The sequence below is a fragment of the Nonomuraea sp. NPDC049141 genome, assembly GCF_040648415.1.
Classification (GTDB): domain Bacteria; phylum Actinomycetota; class Actinomycetes; order Streptosporangiales; family Streptosporangiaceae; genus Nonomuraea.
This window is the reverse complement of record NZ_JBEZDR010000008.1, coordinates 86,329-105,093: the sequence shown is the minus strand read 5'-3', so window position 1 is coordinate 105,093 and position 18,765 is coordinate 86,329. Positions and strand designations below refer to the sequence as shown.

General features: G+C 69.0%; 15 protein-coding genes. 6 read left to right on the top strand and 9 right to left on the bottom strand.

The features are described 5' to 3' along the window. Positions 1-16: 16 nt before the first annotated feature. The 4 genes from AB0B91_RS24830 to AB0B91_RS24815 all read right to left on the bottom strand — a co-directional run bounded on the left by AB0B91_RS24830 (position 17) and on the right by AB0B91_RS24815 (position 7,830). The gene (locus tag AB0B91_RS24830) at positions 17-961 is read right to left on the bottom strand and encodes a hypothetical protein (protein WP_358323874.1); all 945 of its coding nucleotides are present in this window, start codon (positions 959-961) and stop codon (positions 17-19) included. A 116-nt stretch (positions 962-1,077) separates the two neighbouring features. Next, positions 1,078-4,395, bottom strand: coding sequence for an AAA family ATPase (locus tag AB0B91_RS24825; protein ID WP_358323871.1), 3,318 nt, complete (start codon positions 4,393-4,395; stop codon positions 1,078-1,080). Positions 4,396-4,641: 246 nt separating this feature from the next. Further along, a complete protein-coding gene (locus AB0B91_RS24820) occupies positions 4,642-5,685 on the bottom strand; it encodes an endonuclease/exonuclease/phosphatase family protein (RefSeq protein ID WP_358323868.1) in 1,044 nt (347 codons plus the stop codon). A 75-nt stretch (positions 5,686-5,760) separates the two neighbouring features. Then, positions 5,761-7,830, bottom strand: coding sequence for a serine protease (locus tag AB0B91_RS24815; protein ID WP_358323865.1), 2,070 nt, complete (start codon positions 7,828-7,830; stop codon positions 5,761-5,763). A gap of 371 nt (positions 7,831-8,201) precedes the next feature. On the opposite strand from AB0B91_RS24815, the gene AB0B91_RS24810 reads away from it, so the two are divergent. The 5 genes from AB0B91_RS24810 to AB0B91_RS24790 all read left to right on the top strand — a co-directional run bounded on the left by AB0B91_RS24810 (position 8,202) and on the right by AB0B91_RS24790 (position 13,328). Beyond that, positions 8,202-8,327 (top strand): hypothetical protein, encoded by a 126-nt coding sequence (locus AB0B91_RS24810; RefSeq protein WP_358323862.1) that lies wholly within the window; start codon positions 8,202-8,204, stop codon positions 8,325-8,327. Beyond that, entirely contained in the window at positions 8,314-9,711 is a 1,398-nt protein-coding gene (locus AB0B91_RS24805; RefSeq protein WP_358323859.1) for a YcaO-like family protein, read from the top strand. Before AB0B91_RS24810 ends, AB0B91_RS24805 begins: the two co-directional genes overlap by 14 nt. Before the next feature lie 203 nt (positions 9,712-9,914). Continuing rightward, complete coding sequence (locus AB0B91_RS24800; RefSeq protein ID WP_358323856.1) at positions 9,915-11,951, top strand: NACHT domain-containing protein; 2,037 nt, start codon at positions 9,915-9,917, stop codon at positions 11,949-11,951. Positions 11,952-12,235: 284 nt separating this feature from the next. Continuing rightward, positions 12,236-12,937: a hypothetical protein gene (locus AB0B91_RS24795; protein ID WP_358324904.1), complete on the top strand. Its 702-nt coding sequence runs from the start codon at positions 12,236-12,238 to the stop codon at positions 12,935-12,937. Further along, positions 12,819-13,328, top strand: coding sequence for a M43 family zinc metalloprotease (locus AB0B91_RS24790; protein ID WP_358324860.1), 510 nt, complete (start codon positions 12,819-12,821; stop codon positions 13,326-13,328). Before AB0B91_RS24795 ends, AB0B91_RS24790 begins: the two co-directional genes overlap by 119 nt. 694 nt (positions 13,329-14,022) lie before the next feature. On the opposite strand, the gene AB0B91_RS24785 is transcribed toward AB0B91_RS24790, so the two are convergent. Continuing rightward, positions 14,023-14,925, bottom strand: a complete 903-nt coding sequence (locus AB0B91_RS24785; RefSeq protein ID WP_358323854.1) for an AraC family transcriptional regulator — start codon at positions 14,923-14,925, stop codon at positions 14,023-14,025. A gap of 72 nt (positions 14,926-14,997) precedes the next feature. Between AB0B91_RS24785 and AB0B91_RS24780 the strand changes: the two genes are divergently transcribed. Next, positions 14,998-15,942: a DMT family transporter gene (locus AB0B91_RS24780; protein WP_358323851.1), complete on the top strand. Its 945-nt coding sequence runs from the start codon at positions 14,998-15,000 to the stop codon at positions 15,940-15,942. 50 nt (positions 15,943-15,992) lie between these two features. Here the strand turns inward: AB0B91_RS24780 and AB0B91_RS24775 are convergent, their stop codons facing one another. The 4 genes from AB0B91_RS24775 to AB0B91_RS24760 form a co-directional block, all read right to left on the bottom strand. Further along, positions 15,993-16,949, bottom strand: a complete 957-nt coding sequence (locus tag AB0B91_RS24775; RefSeq protein ID WP_358323849.1) for a TauD/TfdA family dioxygenase — start codon at positions 16,947-16,949, stop codon at positions 15,993-15,995. Between the two features lie 61 nt (positions 16,950-17,010). After that, positions 17,011-17,091, bottom strand: coding sequence for a putative leader peptide (locus AB0B91_RS24770; protein ID WP_355451062.1), 81 nt, complete (start codon positions 17,089-17,091; stop codon positions 17,011-17,013). Between the two features lie 65 nt (positions 17,092-17,156). Next, positions 17,157-17,792 (bottom strand): hypothetical protein, encoded by a 636-nt coding sequence (locus AB0B91_RS24765; protein WP_358323846.1) that lies wholly within the window; start codon positions 17,790-17,792, stop codon positions 17,157-17,159. A 28-nt stretch (positions 17,793-17,820) separates the two neighbouring features. Beyond that, the gene (locus AB0B91_RS24760) at positions 17,821-18,723 is read right to left on the bottom strand and encodes an AEC family transporter (protein ID WP_358323843.1); all 903 of its coding nucleotides are present in this window, start codon (positions 18,721-18,723) and stop codon (positions 17,821-17,823) included. Positions 18,724-18,765: the final 42 nt, after the last annotated feature.

Below are 18,765 nucleotides of genomic sequence, written 5' to 3'. Positions count from 1 at the left end.
GATCGTCGTTTCCGGACTACTGGGCCTGCTGGTCGTACAGGCCGTCCATCATCCGCAGGAGCGGCGCGGGGTATGAGCCCGTACCCGCGTCGCTCAGCTGCCCGCCCCACGAGGCCTGCCATGCGCCGGTCGAGGTGGTCCGCATGGCGGTGTGGCTCAGCGTCCCGCCGTCCGCGTTCTTGTCATAAAGCGCCCAATGATGGGCAGTGCGCTTGTTGGTCGCCGAGTCCGCGCTGACCGTGTCGTCGTGGCTAGAGGCGAGGAAGGTGTAGTCCGTACCCATTTGGGAGAGTGGTTGTTTCCCCAGCCAGCTCAGGAAGCCACTGCCCGGGCGCATGTCGCTGCACTGCTCGTGGGTGATGGCGCACGCGGTCACCAGGGCGCTGCCGATGCCCTGGTGCGGCGTCGCGAGTGTGACCATGTCCTCGATGTACAGGTAAGGAGGCCAGGCGATGGGCCACACGGTCGCCCCGATGTTGTTCTTGTCGACCGTCAGTCCGCTCAGGTCGGGCGGCGTCTTGCCCACGCCGTACCTGTTGACGCCCTCGATGGCCGCCTTCGCGACCAGGCCGCCCATGGAGTGCGTCACGACGTCGATGGCCACGTCATGGCTGGAGTACAGGTAGTAGACGGTCCACGCGAACTGGCGGCCGATCTCCTGGATGCGCGTGTCGGTGGTCCCCTGGAGCCTGAGGTCGCAGTTGGTGGCCTTGTTGTAGTAGCCGAAGGTGACGACGTCGCCCCAGCCGTTGGCGTTCAGGAGGTTCTCGGCGTCCTTCCAGGAGCTGGCGCAGTTGGTGTCGGCCTCGCGGTCGAACCCGTGGACCATGAGGGTGATCCGGTGCCCGTCGCTCCGCGCGGGCGCGGCGGCGGAGGCGGCCGGTGCGGTGGCGATCAGGGCGGCTGCGATCATGGCCCCGACCAGCGGCAGGGCTAAACCGGATCTGAGTGATCTGTGCATCCACGCTCTCCGTTTCCGTGAGGTCGGAAGCACGGTAAAACGCGGACGATCACCTGCGAATCGGTCGGTGGACGGCACCGCCCCGGTCATGCCGGCTCGCGACTAAGTAGCCGCGATCACCTGCTTAGGTCGAGGCCGGTGAGCTGGGCGCGGGAGGCCACGCCGAGCTTGGGAAACGCTTTGTACAGATGATGTCCCACCGTACGCGGGCTGAGGAACAGCCGCGCGCCGATCTGCCGATTGGACAATCCCGCCGCCGCCAGCCGTACCACCTGGCGCTCTTGCGGCGTCAGCCGGTCGAGCAGGCCGCCGCTCCTGGACACGGCGGCCGCACCGGCCGCCTCCAGCTCGCCATGGGCGCGCCGGGCCCACGGCACCGCGCCGAGCGCGTCGAACCCCTCAAGGGCCGCGCGCAGCCGTAGCCGCGCGTCCGAACGCCGATGCGCGCGCCTGAGCCACTCGCCGTACAGCAGCTCGTTGCGCGCCTGCTGGAAGGGCTGATCAGCGGGTACGGCCACAGCCCGCGCGAAGTGCTCGCCCGCCTCGTCGCCCTGGGCCAGCAGCCCCCTGAGCCGGGCGGCGACGGCGGTCGCCCACGGGCGGTCCACGACCGTCGCCCACCCCTCGAACCCGGCCGCCGCCCGCACCGCCAGATCCTCCCGCCCGGCGCGGACCGCCGCCTCGACCAGATCGGGCGCCGCGTAGAGCGCGACCACGGGATGGCGCTGACCGGCCGTCTGGAGCTGGTCGAGAGCGGCCCCGGCCCGCCCCCAGCCCAACTGGGACAGCCCCAGCGCCCAGGCGGCGAGCGCCCGCGTGGCCTCGACGTCGCCGTCCGCCTTCGCCGCCAGCTCCTGGCAGCGCCCCTCCTCACCGCCGACCGCGGCCAGCCAGGCGAGCAGGCCGTGCACATGGCCGGCTCGATGGGCCTGATGGATGTCGGCGGCCACGCTCAGCGCCTCCGACGCGGCGGCCGACGCCTCGCGATGCCTGCCGCGCAGCAGCTGAGCCTGCGCGAGCAGCGCCAGCGCCTGGGGGAGCACACCGATCAGACCGTGCTCCCGACACCGCGCGACCAGCGCCCCGGCCAGCCGGTGTGCCGTCACCTCATCGCCCGAGACGACGCTCAGGGAGGTGATGAGCGGCAGCAACTCGCCGAACTCGTCCGCCAGCGCGCCGACCGCCCGGATGGGCGAGACATCCGCCACAGCCTGCCCCGCCACGAGCCGCGCCACGACCGCCATCCCCGCGGCGAGCTCGGCCGTTGTGCGGGAGACGCCCTCCACCGGCCGTGCCACGACCGTCGTCTCCGTGGCCAGCGGCTGCAGCTCGGACGTCGTGCGGGCGGGGGAGTCATCTCCCACGGGTAGGTCCTCCCCTACCGCCATTCCCGCGAGGAGCGGTTCTTTGGGTAGCGGGAGCGCGGCGAGCCGGAGGTCGGCGTCGTGGGCGAGCTTCGGGTCGGCCGCGAAGGAGGCGTAGTGGATCGCCTCGGCCAGCATGCGGGCCGCCAGGGCGGGGTCGGCCGTCAGTACGTGGTCGGCGCCCTCGGTGAGGAGCCGGCCCGCCGCGCTCGGCGAGCCTTGCTCCACCTCCACGCAAGCACGTACCCGGGCAAGTCCGGCGTGCTCGGTCGGAGTCGTGGCGAACGGCGCCGCCCGGTCGGCCAGCCCGATGGCCCGCTTCAGCTGCCCCGCCTGAACCGCCAGCTCCGCCGCCGCGATCAGCCGGCGCGCCGTGTGGCCGGTGTCGGCGGTGAGGTCGGCGGCCCGCTCGTACGCCACGGACGCGGCGGCCGATCCTTGCCGATCGCGTGCCCGTACGGCCGCGCGCTCCAGATCCCCGGCAACCTCCTCATCCGGACCGGTAGCGGCGGCGGCCCGATGCCAGGCCCGCCGATCGGCCCGCGCCTGACCACCCAGAGACTCGACCGCCTGACCCCCCAGGGGCGGGGCCGTCCGGTCGTGCAGGGGTGCGGGCGTTCGGGTTTTCAGGGGTGGGGCCGCCTGACCGCCCAGAGGCGGGGCCGTCCGGTCAGGTGGGGGTGCGGCGGCCCGGCCGGGCAGAGGTGTGGCCGGCCGGGCTTTCAGGGACCTGGCCACCTGGCCGGTCAGGGACCTGGCCGTCGGGTCGCCCAGGCACCCCGCCGTCTGGTCGCTCAGTGACTCCGCCAGTGCCAGGTGGGCGGCGACTCGGCGGAAGTACGGGGCGCCGCGGTAGGCCGCGCTCCTGATCAGCGGATGCCGGAACGACAGCCCGGCCGCCGAGAGCTGGATCAGCTCCTCGCGTTCGGCGAGCGCCAGGTCCGCGACCGTCGCGCCGAGACGAGCGGCGGCCCGCAGCACCAGATCGAGATCCCCGGTGTCATCGGCCGCCGCGACGAGCAGGGCCGCCCTGGCCGGCTCGGGAAACCGGTCGATATGGGCTTCGAACGTGTTCCGCACCCGCTGCGACAGCGGCCCCGACTCACCCGCGAACGGCAGCGGGCTCAACCGCCCCGCGCGCTGCTCGGGGGTCAGCACGGCGGCGAACTCGATCAGCGCCAGCGGATTGCCCGCCGCCTCGTCGAGGATCCGACGCCGCACCTGCGGCGCCAGATCAGCGGCCCGCTCGGCCAGAAACGCCTCGGCCGCCACCTCTTCCAACCGCCCCAGCCGCAGCTCGGCCACCCCGGTCGAGGCAAGCGCCTCCAGCCGCGGCCGGGTTACTCCGGGCGCGGCCACCGGTTCCATGCGCGACGATGCCACTCCGGGCGCGGCGAACGCTCCCATGGAAGTCTTTCCCAGCGTGGTCATTGCACCGGGACGCGGTGTGGTCACTGCCCCGGGTGGTGGCGCGGTCACTGCTCCGGGGCGCTGCGCGGTCACCGCTCCGGGTGGCGGCATGGCCATCGCTCCGGGACCCGGCGCGGCCATCGGACCGGGCCTTGGGGCGGCCGCGCCGTCCCTGGATGCGAACAGCATGACCACCCCCTCGGCGTTCAGCCGCCTGGCCGCGAACAGCAGCGCGTCGGCGGAGGCGTCGTCGAGCCACTGCGCGTCGTCGATCAGGCACAGGATGGGCCCGTCTCCGGCCAGGTCCGACAGCAGCGTGAGCGCGGCCAGCCCGACGAGGAACCGGTCGGCCACCCCGGCCGGCGCCGCCCCGATCGCACCGCGTAACGCCGCCGCCTGGCCGGGCGGCAACCGCTCGACGTGCCCGAGCACCGGCCGCAGGAGCAGATGGAGGGCGGCGAACGGCAGCTCGCTCTCCGACTCCACACCCAGCGTGCGCAGCATCGGCCAACCGGCGGCCTGCTCAGCGGCGTAGTCGAGGAGCGCCGACTTGCCGATGCCGGTCTCGCCCTTGACGATGACCGCGCCACTGCGACCGGCCCGGGCGGCTTCGAGCAGCGCGTCGACCTCGGCCTGCTCGGCCCCGCGTCCGTACAACATCCGGCCTCCCGACGCTCATGTCAAGGAGTCAGTATGGAACCTCGACAAGGCCCGGGTAAGACGAACGCTTCTCGCAAAATCTCGACCGGCTCCACCTGAGGTGTCTCGTCAACGGGCCGGCCGGTGCCCGCTCGCGGCAACCGCTCGCTCGTGTCGCCGTCGCGCCGGAGATCGGCCGGGCGGCAGGCGGAGCAAGGCTACCGTGCAGCGGTCACGCGGTCGGTGGTGTTGGTGGCCGGTATCGATTCAGGAGTGGGTGAGGGTGACGCTGGCCGGGCGGTGATCGGTTGCCCGATGGTCCCGTGCGGATCCGTCGCCGGCGATCTGAGCGGCCCAGGCGTGATGTTCGACGAGACCGGATCCTGGCACCTTGGTCAGTGGTGAGACGCCATTCGTCAGGGCCGGCGAGAGGAGGACGTGGTCCAGCAGCACGCGCCGGTGCGCCTCGTCGGTGACGAAATCGTCGAACTCGGCGCTGTAGCGCTGGTCCTCAGGGACATCGGCCTGGGCGTGGCCGAAGAGTCGCTCGGGTCGGTACGGCGAGCCGACGAGGATGTCGGTGACGTTGTGCGCGAGGTACAACTCCTCGAAGTAGTCCTGGCCGGGGCCGTCGTTCAGGTCTCCGAGCACGATGATCGCCGAGGCCGGATCGGCGTCCATGCGCTGCTCCGTGGCCCGGCGGATGCGCATCGCCTCGTTGGCGATCCGCCGCCGGTTCCGCAACGCGGCCCGGATGAACTCCGGCCGCCGCGCGGGGTCATGCCACATCTCGCTGCCCTGATTGATGAAGTTCGACTTCAGATGTGCGACCACCACCTGCAACTTGATACCGGCGACATCGATTGTGCAGCACAGCGGGTTCCTGGTGAACGCGTACTCGTCGAGAACCGCGTCACCGTCGACGTCGGCCAGCCACGGCTCGATGAACGGCGCCACCTCGTCCGAGGGGCTGAGGGCGCCCGCGACACGGTCGGGTTTGAACAACAGGGCCAGCTTCTGGCTCCCACCAGAATCGCCCTGCACGAAGTCATACGTGGCGGTGCCGTCGACGGTCAGATACTCCTCGATGAACAATGCCAGCTCTGCCGTGCGGCTCGGCGCCTCCACCAATGCGACGATGTCCGCGTTGATGGCGGAGATCAGTCCGGCCAGGCGGCCGGCGGCCTCCGCCGTTACTCCTTGCTCTCCATCGCGGGAGAATGTCGGCTTGAAGGCCGCTGGCTGAGCGTCGAGGGTGAACCAGTCGTTCATCCACTCGCCGTTGACCGTCGTGACCTTGAGTGTCGTCATGGCTCCGTCTCTCCTTTCATCGAACGCATGGTGGCCTTTGCAGGGACGTCCGTCCCGTTGCGGCGCCGCCGGGCGTCATACCGGGGTCGGCGAGGTGAGCGAGGCTCCGATCGCTTGGGCGACCTCCGGGTGAGCGAGGTACTCCTCGATGTCGTGGGTATGGCCTGCGGGGTTGGCGACCGGGGTTTCGACCAGTTCCCCCTGCCAGTGGTCACTCAGCGGGCAGCCGATGGAGACCGGATCGCTGGGGCACCAAGCGTTGAACCAGTGGGCCACCTGGTCTGGACGCTGGGGCCCGCCGGTGAGCAGGCGCTGATAGACGCTGTCCAGCCCGAGCGGGCTGCCGGCGGTGACGAGAAGTTCGACTTCGACACTCGGGTCGAGCCGGGTGAGCAGGTCCATGGCGACCACCGTGCCTAGGCTGTGGCTGACCAGGACCAACTGGCCGGTTTGCGGCATCGTCTGGAGCACGCAGTTCAGAACGGTATCCCGGATCCGCTGGTTGTCGAGGTAGGCGGCCACATCGGCGAAGATCGCGGCTATGAACAGCCGATCCAGGTTGGTGGTGTCGGCCAGCCAGCTCAACCCCTGGTGTACGGCATCGCTCAGCCCTTCCTCCCTGGCCGGCTGTTCGGCGGGCCGGCCTGTCCGGGCCGCCGCCTCGATGATCATCTGCTCGTACAGTCGACGCGTGGTACCGGATCCCGGTGCGGCCGCCTCGACGAGATCGCCGGCGATCTCCCGCGGCGAGTAGGGGATGCCTTCCCGGGTTTGCATGGCCTGGACGAGCTGGGGCCCGTAGAAGGGGAACCAGACGTCGGCTGGCGCGATTGTGGGCAGATGTGCGCGGGTGAGTCCGCCGTTCAACGCGGCGGTCCAGTACCGGCGCAGACGCTCGGGGTCGTGTCCCTGCTGGCCGCGGCCGTGCAGGAAGACCAGGTGCCTGGATCCGCCGAACGCGGTCGGGTCGGCGGCCAGACCGACGCCGGCCGCGGCGGTCCGGACGTGCGTGGCAGCCACTCGTACGTCTGTCTCGACGGACAGCCCGTCAACCGAAGAGGCGGGAGGCGGGACCAAGCCGATGACGACGGCCCGAGCGGCGGTGCCGTCCTGGAGCCCTGACTCTGACCCCATCTCGGCCAGCAACGTCAGGCGAGCGTCGTCGAGCGGCAGCCTGGCCAGATGCTTGAGTATGACGCTGATGCGCACGCCCTCGTTGGAGATCCAGTCAATGGCGTCGTCCCCGTCTCCCTCTTGCCAGATCTGCCCGTCGCGCCGCAGGATCCGTCCCTGGTCGTCGGTCCTGGGCACGCCACTGTGGTGGAGTGCCGTCACCTCCCACTGGTCGTTGAATACCGGGGAGCCGGAACTGCCGGGCTCGGTGTCGGTCTGGTACTGAATGAAGTCGTCCAACCGCGCCTCCAGCCGGTTTTCGCGGATGGAGATTTCTTTGAGCCGGCCGCCGGGATGCCCGATGATGTTCACCGGCTCTCCGATGACCAGCTTGCCCGTCTGAACACTGAGCCTGTTCCAGCCGAACGTCTCCCCTGAGGGTCGGCCATCGGAATCGGGGCTCACCAGGACCAGGGCGAAGTCGAGATCGTAGTCGGCGATGAAGAGAGTGTCCGGGGCGAGGGCGAACCGCTTGGACACGTCAGGGGCGTTGTCGATGGTGACCTGAGCGTCGAATTCCACGAAGGCCGACCGTGCCGCCGTGATGTCGGGGAACACGTGGTGATTGGTCAGCAGCAGCCTCGGTGAGACCAGGAAGCCGGTGCCGAGCGGGATCTCGCGGCCGTTCTCGCTGACCGAGATCCGTGCGACGGTCCGTGCGGCCCGCACGCCACGGGGCAGGAAGCTCCACGCCTGCAGGTCTTTGGCCACTCCGAGGACGCGCTCGTACATCCTTGGCCGATCCAGGCCGTCGGCACGGATGGCCTCCATCGCCGCCTCGACCGGCACCCCATTGCGCTGGATGAGGCGAGCGGCGCGGGCCGCGAGCATCTCTGGCGAGTCGGGGAACGCCTCCCCCCGCTTCTGCCTCCGCCAGGCGTCATAACGGTCGGACCCGCTCCAGCGGTAGCGCTCGGCGGCCGCCTTCGTCCGCTCCAGCTTATTTTCCCGGACTTTTGTTGATATATCCATAGCGACCCGCCACTCCAAGTTTCAACGATCCCACTAAAACGGGCATATCACAATAAATATGCGCGTTGCGCCGAGCTAGCGTCCAGGGAGCGATGGGCAAATTGACCGCCTGTATAGGTCGCTTGAACCTGACATGGAGACGGAAGGCCACATGTTGCCGTGGCTCGGCCGGGGAAGAGGCGTCACCACAAGTACGCCTTTGCTCCCGCGTGACCCGATGCGAAAGAGCCCGACCATGTCCCCTCATCGCGGAATCCGAGGTTAAGTTAAGCCCCTGCATGCGTAAATATGTCATTAAACGACTTATGTTTATTTTTATGGTATTTGTCGAGGTGGAGCGGCAATCAAGATGATGGTGGAGGGGGAGTCTCATGGGAAATGTCGTCGATTATGTGCCGGTCGAGTCGCTGGACAGGCCGAATCAGCATCTGACTCAGGCCGAACTCGACCGACTGGAGGAACTGTCGTCCGCGATGTCCGGCGATGGCGAGCAGTAGGCCATATCGGGATCCGGAATCTCAGCGGTGGGCATGGGGTTGCGCCCTGCCGCACGGCGCGGAGACGGTGGAGCGGGCGTTCTGCGAGGTGGAGCGGTCGGTGCCGTTGGGCGAGGCCGGAAGGCGCGTGGAGGCGGCGCTGGCCGCGCTGGGCCTGCGGGCGGAGCTCGCGGACGCGGGAGGAGGCCGCGATCCGACCGCCTGGTGGTGCGAGCTGCTCGGCGGCGCAGGGGAGGTTTCCCCGGTCGCGTGCGGGATGGGGAAGGGGCACCCAGAAGAGGCCCGCGTGGGCGCGCTGTTCGAGGCCGTCGAGCATTTCCTTACTGGCCCGGCGGGGTTCGACCCCATCGGCATGGAACCTGCCGCGCCGGCCGAGATCGCCGCTGGACCGCTGCGCGAGGACGTCTGCGCACTGCTGCTGGCCCGGATGCCCGGCCGGCGAATGGCCTGCCTGCGCTATCGAGCCCTCGGCGGGGGAGCGGAGGCGCTGGTACCGCTGTTCCTATTCGCGCCCTGGTACGTCGAGACCGGTGCCGCGCGCCTGCGCCGACTGGCCGGGGACGACTGCGACTACGCCCACCTGACGCGCTACAGCTGCAACAGCGGCTCGGCCGTCGGCGTCACCGCCGCCGAGGCACTGCTGCACGCCCTCAACGAGGCGATCGAGCGGGACGCCCTGTCCCTGCTCCTGGCGCGGGCCTTCCTGGGCGCGGGTGGTCTGCGGCTCCGGCTGATCGATCCGGACACGCTGCTGAACGGGCTCGCGCGGGCGTACGCGACGGCGGGAGAGCTGATCGGATCACCGGTGCATCTGCTAGACATCACCAGCGATGTCGGAGTGCCGACCATGCTGGCGTACACGTCCCCCACCGCCCTCCATCCGCACCGGCGCGGTGCCGGGACCTCGCTGAGCCCGGCCTACGCCGCCTGGCGCGCTCTCACGGAGCTGATCCAGACCACCCTCGGCGAGAGGCTGTCGAGCGCCCCCACACAGAGCGATTTGGCCGGGTTGGCTGGGCACCCGGATCTGCACGCGTGCGGGCGGTTCGATCTCACCGGTCTCCTGCGTGAGGCGCGTGTGGTCCCCTTCCCGCAGGTCGCCGAGGTGGTCGCGACTCCCGGCGGCCAGGTGCAGAAGGTGGCCGCGATGCTGGCCGCGCGGGGTTACCCGGCCTACCACCGTACGGTGTGCGTTCTCCCCGGCGGGGTCACCGCCGTGCACGTGATCGTGCCGGCTCTGGAGCGGTTCATGCTGGTCACCAACGGCAACCTCGTCATCCCCGGCCGCAGAGGGCAGGCCGCCGCGACCGGCCGAGCAGGCGTCTTTCTCGCGCCTGAGGAAGTTTCCGAATCGATGCCGATCGATTTACGGTCCCATCAATGAGGTGGCCGGTTTTTTCGTTTTATCGACCTTGCGTATGGAGTTTTCTGGCCTATTTTCATGTTAAATATGCACACAATAGATTTATGTCCATGCAATACTGGCGACAGAATCGCAAAGCCATCGCGTCGGTGGGGCTGGGTGTTTTGCTCCTAGCGCTGTCCGCCATTTTTTTGTTCGTGTCCAGGAAGCCGGGAGCGGGGATAATGATCGGAACCGCCTCTGCCATGGCGGCGGCGGGCAGCGCGCTCACGCTGGGCAACGACCTGATGCGGTACCTGTCCTGGTGGCGCAAGCGTGGTGCGCCTGCGCCTGCGCCGACGCCCGACGAGATCCGCACCGCGAAGGACATCCTTGCCGGCTTGGTGGCTCAGCAGTGGCGCGACGAGACGGTCCTGTGCGGACTGGGCGATCCCGCGCCCATGCCGCTGGCCTGGCGCTCGACCGAACGCCGCGAGCTGGCCGACCATCCCGAGATCAACGCCAAGGGCGCCGTGGCCTTCCCCGGCCTGGACGTGCACATGGCGGGCATCGCGCGCAACTTCCGTGCGCTGCGACGCCGCCGGTTGATCATTCTGGGCGGTCCTGGCACTGGGAAGACGACCCTGGCCGTGCAACTGGTGCTCGAACTACTGCGCACGCGGCAGCGGAAGGAGCCCGTCCCGGTGCTGCTGTCGGCCGCGCGTTGGGACGACCGTGTACATCCGCGGCTGCAGGACTGGCTGGCCGCGAGTCTGGCGACGGACTATCCCGCGCTGCGCGCCGAGCGCCTCGGTCCCGACATCCCGGAGACGCTCGTGGCCCGCGGTGAAGTGCTGCCCGTCATCGACGGGCTGGACGAGTTGCCGGAGGCCGCCCGCGCGGCCATGCTCACCGCGCTCAACCGCGGGATGTTCGAGACCGACCAGCTCATCCTCACCTGCCGCACGACGCAGTTCGCCGAGGCCGTTGAGGAGATCGGCGATGTCATCACAGCGACGGCGGTCATCGAGCCGCAGCCCATATCCCCCGTCGCGGCGACCGACTACCTGCGGGCGTGCCTTCCCCCCGTGCCCCACCCCGTCTGGCCCAAGGTCCTGGAGGCGCTGGGTACGGGCGCGGCCCCAGCCCTGTCCAAGGTCGCCTCGACCTCTCTGGGGCTCTGGTTGGTCCGTGCCACCTACATCGCACCGCGGGTGAATCCGACGCCGCTGCTGGAGCTCGGGCGCGGCAGCGCGGCAGAGCTGCACGATCATCTGTGCGATCAGCTCATCCCCGCCCTGGTGAGCGCGCGGCCGCCGGTCCGCGGCCGGGCAGGGGTCTTCCGGCCGCAGTACGCGTGGACCTCGGATCAGGTCAGCCGCTGGCTCACGTACCTGTCCCGGCAGCTCACGCTCAGAGGGGAGGACTCGCTCGACATGGCGTGGTGGCACCTGGCTCGCCACACGCCCAGCCGTCTGGTCCGGGTGTGGGCCGGCGTCGTGATCGGAGTAGTGGTCGGGCTGGCCTTCACGCTGCTGGCACGCCCCGACGCCAGCGCGGGGATCGGCCTGCTGTCCGCGCTCGCAGTCATGATCATGACTGGATCCTGGTTCACCGAGTCGCCGGGCCACGCCGACTTCCAGCTCCGCGGCAGGCTCTCCGAGGTTCTCCGCGTCCTTGGGCAAGGGCTTCTCGTCGGAGCTTTGGGGGCTCTGTTCGGAGCCTTGGGGGCTCTCGTCGCCTGGCTCAGGAGCAACCGGATGGGAGGGCCGGAGGTCATCTGGGAGGGCGCGATTGAAATTGGCCTGTTGTCCGGCGTCGGGTTCCTCGTTGTGCTCGGCCTGATCCGCTGGGTCGAGCGCCCCGCCACCACGGCAACCGGAAGATCCCCCCGCTCGACCTGGCAGGCCGACAGGAAACTGACTGTCGTCCGGATCATCGGCGGGCTCGTGCTCGGGCTCATGGTGGCTGGGGCCATCTCGCTGAAGGTACACCTGCCTATGGCGATCGTGGGCGGCCTGTCGCTCGGACTGCTGGTCGGGCTCATGTTGGGCAGCCACCACGCCTGGCTGGCCTACAACCTGACGGTACCTCGCCTGGCCACCAAGGGGATGCTGCCCCTGCGGGCCATGAACTTCCTGGACGACGCTCACCGTCTGGGCCTGCTGCGCGCAGAGGGGCCTTACTACCAGTTCCGGCACATCGAGCTGCAGCAGCATCTCGCGCGCGGACAGCATGTGAGGCCTGAGGAGGAGCCGCGGCAGCCGTCACCGCTACTGTGACTGTGCTGCGAGGTCACGGTAGGCAGGTCGGGAGTCGCGCACGTGTTGCGGGTCATGTTGGCGCCGTGCCATATTAAGCCCGATTTTCGGGCATTGTTCCGGAGACTCCGTTCCGTGAATGACCGGGTGGCAATGGTCTCGTTATGTGGTTATTTGTGACTTTATGAGCTTGAAGAGAATCTGGGCGTGGGTACGAAAGGTGCAAAGCGTTCCAACGCGCCTAGGAGTGCTCTCGCTCGCTCAAATGAGGTGAAGTGCTCCTATTCGACTATGGGAGGATTTCCATGTCCGAATACAGCGCTCCACAGCCGCCGACCCGTGATCTGTGCGGCACCATGCTCGTGCATCGCAAACTGCTCAACGAGAGCATGACCTACCGTGCCCGGCGCAATGTGATCGAGAATCGGGCGCTTCGGTACGAGCGTGAACGGCGCGCTCCCGTACGCACCGACGCGGTCACCTTGCCGGTCGTGGTCCACGTGGTCCACAACCCGAAGGTGCCAGAGCAGAACATCAGCGACGAGCAGGTCCACAGCCAGATCACCGTTCTCAACCAGGACTTCCGCGCGAAAAACCCCGATGTGGGGAAAGTACCGCAGGTGTGGAAGCCGCTGGTGACAGACGCTCAGATCGAGTTCCAGCTTGCGACGCGGGATCCGAATGGTGAGCCGACTGACGGGATCATCCGGGTCGAGACCGATCAGCCCAGCTTCACCTGGGACGACGCCGTGAAGGCCAGCGCCACCGGAGGCGCCGATCCATGGCCGAGCGATCAATACCTCAACCTATGGGTCTGCCAGCTGGGGGGGCGGCCTCCTCGGCTATGCGCAGTTCCCCGGCGGTCCGCCGCAGACCGACGGCGTGGTCATCCTCCACTCCGCCTTCGGGACCACGGGCACAGCGACGCCTCCCTTCGATGGCGGCCGTACCGCGACGCACGAGATTGGCCACTGGCTGAACCTCTACCACATCTGGGGCGACGATGATGGCGGGTGCACCACCGACGACAAGGTGGCCGATACGCCCAACCAGGCGGGCTCAAACACGGGAGTCCCCACCTTCCCGCGCGTCACCTGCGGCAACGCGCCCGATGGTGACATGTTCATGAACTACATGGACTACACCGACGACGTGTCCATGTTCATGTTCACCAAAGGTCAGGGCACGCGGATGAACGCCTGCCTGGAGGGGACGAGAGCCTCGTTCCTGGTCGCGCAGGAGGTGCGGGTGCCTGCCTCGGTGGGTCACAACGGGGCCCACCCCGCGCACAACGGAGAAGTGGAGCGGCTACTTCACGACACCGAGCGGTTGACCAGGGAGATCCTGAACGACGTCCGCTCGGCGCTCGGCATGGTCACCGGCCGTTCAAGCGGATGACCGGTTACGACAAGCACCCGAGGGAGGCCGACGAGTGAGCTGTACACCGCTGGACATCATCGGTGCCTGGCTCCACTCCCACGAGGAGGACACCGAGACCACGGCGGTGTACCGGCCCTATGACTACTCGTTCCCTCCCTCGCGGCGAGGGCGGCGAGGGCTGGAGTTCCGGGCGGACGGGACATTCGTCGAGCTTCGTCCCGGCCCGGACGATCGTCCACGGCCGATGGTCGGCCGCTGGCGATCTGAGGGGGATGACCGCATCCAGATCACTTTTCCCCAAGGGCACGTTACGCCGCTCGAGCTCACTATCGTCTCCTGTACGGACAGCGCGCTCACCATAGCCAAACGCCCTGTCACGGGGGAGGCGACATGAAGCCGGGCACAGGGCTGTTCTGAATCGAGGAGGACGGCGATTAACGGGCAACCAGAAACCTCGACAAGCCTTCGGTAAGACTCGGCCATGACCTGCTCCAGCGGGGCAGCGCTGATCAGGCAGAGGTCAGCGCTGCCGGGCACGGCATGCGCGGCCTTCGGCAGGTGGTCGAGGCGGTCGATCCGTATCAGGGGTTCCCTCATCGTTTCGGCCAGCACCGCAGGCGGCCATAGCGACATGTCCTCATGGCTTCCTTCCCCTGGGGTGAACGCCGCCGGTGGCCCGGTCGCCTGGCCGCTGCTCAGAACCGTGCAGTGGTCACGCGGTCGGCTGATCTCGGCCGGTCGACAGGCGGTACCGCGTGGGCGTGACCCCGTACGAGCGGGTGAACCAGCGGGTGAGATGGGCCTGGTCGGTGAATCCGGTCTCGCCGGCGACGCGGGCCGCGGGATGCCCCTGGCCGAGAAGGCGGCGGGCGGCGCGCAGTCGCAGTTGGCGCTGGTACTCGCTCGGCGTCACCCCGTAGGCGGCGCGGAAGGCCCGGTAGACCGCGTACCGGCTGGCATCGGTCCAGGCAGCGAGGTCGTCGGCGCTGATCGGCTCGGCGTAGCGGTCGTGGATGAGCTCGCGCGCCTTCGCCGCCAGCCGCGTGATGGCGGGCGAGTGGAGCGCGGCGGGCGGCGGGGGCGGTGTTCGCGCCGCCACGTGTACGAAGGCGGTGATCGCGGAGGAGAGGAGTTCGTCGCGCTCAAGCGGGGTTGCGCCCCGCAGCAGGGCGGTGTGAAGGTCGCGTAGGCGCGCCGCCAGGACAGGCGTGTCCAGGACCGGGGCCGCGAACAGCGGCAGCCCCGCCGGACGCCCGGTCACGTCCGCGAGCACGTCGGCGATCAGTTCATGGCCGATGTGCACGATCCGGTACATGAAGCCCAGCTCGTGGGCCGCGTGCCCGTCGTGGACCTCGTCGGGGTTGAAGACCATCACCATGCCGGCCGAGCTCGTGTGCCCGGCGCCGCGGCAGGTGAAGGTCTGCGCGCCGTGCTCGGTGACGCCGAAGGAGTAGGTCTCGTGGCTGTGCCGGTGGTAGCGATGGCGCAGGAAATGCGCGTACATGGCCTCCAGCGGCTTGTCGGGCGAACGCCAGTAACGGGTCCATTCGCCGGCCGCGCCGCTCAACTCCTCGTCACCTCCGTTCGGCTCCTCACTGAGTGCACGAGCGTACAAGACCGGCATACCGGCTTCGGCGCAGGCTGGTCACTGCCGCCGAGGGCGGCGGCATGTGACGGAGGTGACCTCATGGTGAGCACGGCAACGAGTGACCCTGTACGGACGAGGCCGTACTTGCTGCTGGGAACGACCATGTTGCTGTGGGGGAGTGGCTTCGGCAGCTCCAAGGTGATCGTCGATTACCTGCCGCACCCTGTGGTGGCGGCGTTGCGGTTCGGCGGTGGGGCCGTGGCTCTGCTGATCGCCCTGCGACTCTTCCGCCGGGGCGGCGAGGCCCGGCGGGCGTCCTGGCGGGACCGGGCGCGGGCGGCCGGCGCGGGTGTGCTCGGTGTCTTCGTGTACAACGTGCTGTTCTTCTGGGGGTTGTCGCTCGCGCCGGCGATCGACGGGAGCACCATCGTGCCGGTCATGAGCCCCGTGCTGACGACGACCTTCCTGTTGCTGACGGGGAAGGAGAAGGCGTCCCCGGCGCGCGTGGCGGGTCTGGCCGTCGGCGCGGCCGGTGCGCTGATCTTCTTCGCGGGTTCGGGCGGGGCGGCGGGCGGTGGGCAGGGCCGGCTCGCCGGGGACCTGCTCTTCCTGCTCAGCGCCTGCTGCTGGGCGGCGTTCACGCTGGCGGGGCGCCGCGTGCTCGCGGGGATCGAACCGCTGGAGGCGACGACGTACGCGACGCTGAGCGGGGCGGTGCTGCTGGCGGTGTACAGCGTGCCATCGGCCGTCGACGTCGCCTGGCAGAACGTGCCCGCCCACGTCTGGCTGAACGTCGTTTTTGTCGCGCTCGGTCCGACCGCGGTGGCCAATCTGCTCTACTACCGGGGCATCCACGCCGTCGGCCCCGCCTCCGCGTCGATCATGATGTTCCTCGTGCCCGTGGTCGGGACCACCTGCTCGGCCCTGTTCCTGGGGGAGTCGTTCGGCACGGTGCAGGCGGTGGGAGCGGCGGTGCTCCTCGTCGGCGCCGTCCTCGCCGTCACTCAGGGCCGGCTCCCGTGGGCCGGTCGACGAGACGGATAACAGAGCGCGTGCGGGCGCGGCCCCGATCACGCCCGCACGCTCTCGGGCCGTCAGGCGACGACGAGGGACTCGGCCCTGAACTCCCGACCGGCGACGATCTCGGACACGAAGCCGTCGGGACCCACGGGCCGGTCACCGATCAGGGTGACCCGGTGGAGGGTGCGCTGGACGTCCAGGTGGTCGAGGTCGGACGGAGCGAGGTGGGCGGTGGCCCGGTTGTCCCAGAAGGCCAGACTGCCCGGCTGCCAGCGGAACCGGACGGTGTACTCGGGACGGGTGATCTGCTCGTACAGCAGGTCCAGCACGCGGCGGCTCTCCACGGCGGACAGGCCGACGATGTGATCGGTGAAGCCGGGGTTGACGAACAGCGCCCGTTCGCCGGTCTCGGGATGCACCCGCACCACGGGGTGGACGGAGACCAGCAGGTTGTCGTTGATCCGTTTGACGAGCTTGCCGTCGTTCTCGGCCGGTCGATATCCGGCCAGGAAGCGGTGCTCGGCGCGCAGGCCGTCCACGAACGCCCGCAGCGGCGCGGACAGGCCCTCGTACGCGGCGACCAGGTTGGTCCATTGGGTGTCGCCGCCGAACGCCGGCACGGTCTCGGCCCGCAGGATTGAGGCGGCCGGCGGGTTGACGGCGGCGGTGACGTCGGTGTGCCAGCCGGAGTTGTAGGAGTAGCGCCGCTTGCGGTTCAGCTCGCGGTAGTCGGGGCCGTATCGCTCCTCGTAGCGGCGCGGGTCGATGGTGAGGATCTGCGGGTGATCCTCCGGCGGGGTGTCCTCGTGCGGGTGGGCATGGGTCAGCTCGCCGAACTGGCGGGCGAAGGCGATCTGGCCGGCGTGGTCGAGGGTCTGGCCACGGAAGAAGACCACCTTGTGGGTGAACAGGGCCTGGCGGATCTCCTCGACGGTGGAGGGGTCCAGGGGATGGGCGAGGTCGATGCCGGTGATCTCGGCACCGATGTGCCCGGCCACGCGATTGACGGTCAGAATGCTGGTCGTGGGCATGCTGAAGCGCTCCTGAGATGGTGGAGTGTGAAAAGGGGAGACGGGGAGCGGGACCCGGAGGTCACCGCATGGCACAGAGCGCGCTCGCCTGCCGTCTGAGATCGACGTGGAGGCGAGCCACCAGAAGCTCGCTGCTCTTCACAGTCCAGATCCTGCGCTAAATTCCCCACAAAAGCAATAGGAAATTAGGGGATTCTTGGATCTCAGTCAAAGCCGGCCGCTCTCGATCGCCTCCTTCAACGCCACCTGGGTCTGCTGGTGGGAGGAGACGCCGTTCGTCACGGTGAAGTCGATGAGCAGGACGTTCGCCTCGAACGTGAGGTGCTCGGTCACCCGGGTGTGGCCGCCGCCCAGATCGGTGAAGACGATCACCTGGTGGGTGACGACGTTGGGCATGGTCCAGGTGTCGGTCTCGTAGAAATAGTCCGCGCCGTGGATGCGCTGCTGGGCGTGCGTGTTGACGGTGATGGGCACCCCGTCGGTGACCGGGACGTCCTCGACGGCCGTGAAGTTGACGTAGCGCAGGCCGTCCTGGACGTAGTCGGCGTGGGTGGCGACGCGCTTCAGGAAGGGATGCAGGCCGATGTGGTGGTTGATGTCGGAGTACGCCGCGAAGACGTGGTCGATGGGGGCGTCGATGTCGATCGAGAGGTCACGGGTGGCCGCGGTCCGGCCGTCCACAGGAAGGGGCCCGGTCAGGTGCTCGTAGAACCGGTAGGTGTCCCATGCGAGCTGCCACTGGGCGGCCAGCACCGGGTCGGTGTCGGCGCGGGCGGGAGTGCCGGTCAGGACGAGGGTCGCGATGAGCAGCGGGGCGGTCAACAGGCGCAGAAGTCTCCTCACGAGTACCTTCTATCGCAAAGATCGCCGGTCAGCGACCGCCCGGCGCGAGGGGGCCCGAGATCCCGCCCAGCAGGGCGATCACCGAGAGGGTGACCAGCGACAGGACGCTGGAGACCAGGATGGTGTCGCGGGGCAGTTCGGTGGGCCGGCCGTACTCGGCGGCGTAGACGTAGGTGTTCTGCGCGGTGGGCAGCCCGGCGAACAGGACGGCCGCGAACAGCGCGTGGCCCTCGAGGTGCAGCAGGTAGCGCCCGGCCAGGAAGGCGATCAGCGGCTGGACCAGCAGCTTGAGCGTCACCACCGGGGCGACCCGGCGCCAGGCGACGGCCGAGCCGTTCAGCGACATGCCCAGCGCGAACAGCGCCAAGGGCACCGCCGCGCCGCCGAGCAGGTCCAGCGGTCGCATCACGGGTTCGGGCAGCCGCCAGCCGAGGGCGGACATGGCCAGGCCGAGTACCGAGGCCACCACGATCGGCATCCGCAGTGGGGCCAGCAGCGACGAGCGTTCGACGCCCAGGCCCAGGAAGATCAGCGGAGACATCACCAGCACCTGGAAGATCAGGACCGACACCACGAAGGTCGCGTCGTGCAGGACGTACAGGCCGATGGGGATGCCGAGGTTGCCCGCGTTGACGTAGGCCGACGACATCGCGCCGATCACCCGGTCGGGCAGCTTGCCCCGGAGCGTCACCAGCGCGAGCAGGCCGACCAGGACGGTGCTGATCGCGAAGGCGAGCAGCGGTCGCGGCTGGATCTGGCTCAGCGGCGTCCGGCTGAGCGTGGTGAACAGCACGGCGGGCATGGCGATGGTGAAGGTGAATCCCGTGAGCGCCTGCTGGAACTGCCCGCTCGCCACCCGGAAACGCCCGGTCAGCCAGCCGAGGGCGCCGATGATCCAGATGGGGGTGAACGCCGTCACTACCGTAAGCATCCGACACACCGTATCCATCGCCCAGAACGTGCGCCGAGGGCG

Coding starts and splice junctions, on each gene's coding strand:
- AB0B91_RS24800 (WP_358323856.1), top strand. CDS start 9,915: ATGATCGGAACCGCCTCTGCCATGGCGGCGGCGGGCAGCGCGCTCACG.
- AB0B91_RS24820 (WP_358323868.1), bottom strand. CDS start 5,685: ATGACGACACTCAAGGTCACGACGGTCAACGGCGAGTGGATGAACGAC.
- AB0B91_RS24810 (WP_358323862.1), top strand. CDS start 8,202: ATGGGAAATGTCGTCGATTATGTGCCGGTCGAGTCGCTGGACAGGCCG.
- AB0B91_RS24780 (WP_358323851.1), top strand. CDS start 14,998: ATGGTGAGCACGGCAACGAGTGACCCTGTACGGACGAGGCCGTACTTG.
- AB0B91_RS24760 (WP_358323843.1), bottom strand. CDS start 18,723: ATGCTTACGGTAGTGACGGCGTTCACCCCCATCTGGATCATCGGCGCC.
- AB0B91_RS24830 (WP_358323874.1), bottom strand. CDS start 961: ATGCACAGATCACTCAGATCCGGTTTAGCCCTGCCGCTGGTCGGGGCC.
- AB0B91_RS24795 (WP_358324904.1), top strand. CDS start 12,236: ATGTCCGAATACAGCGCTCCACAGCCGCCGACCCGTGATCTGTGCGGC.
- AB0B91_RS24805 (WP_358323859.1), top strand. CDS start 8,314: ATGGCGAGCAGTAGGCCATATCGGGATCCGGAATCTCAGCGGTGGGCA.
- AB0B91_RS24825 (WP_358323871.1), bottom strand. CDS start 4,395: ATGTTGTACGGACGCGGGGCCGAGCAGGCCGAGGTCGACGCGCTGCTC.
- AB0B91_RS24775 (WP_358323849.1), bottom strand. CDS start 16,949: ATGCCCACGACCAGCATTCTGACCGTCAATCGCGTGGCCGGGCACATC.
- AB0B91_RS24815 (WP_358323865.1), bottom strand. CDS start 7,830: ATGGATATATCAACAAAAGTCCGGGAAAATAAGCTGGAGCGGACGAAG.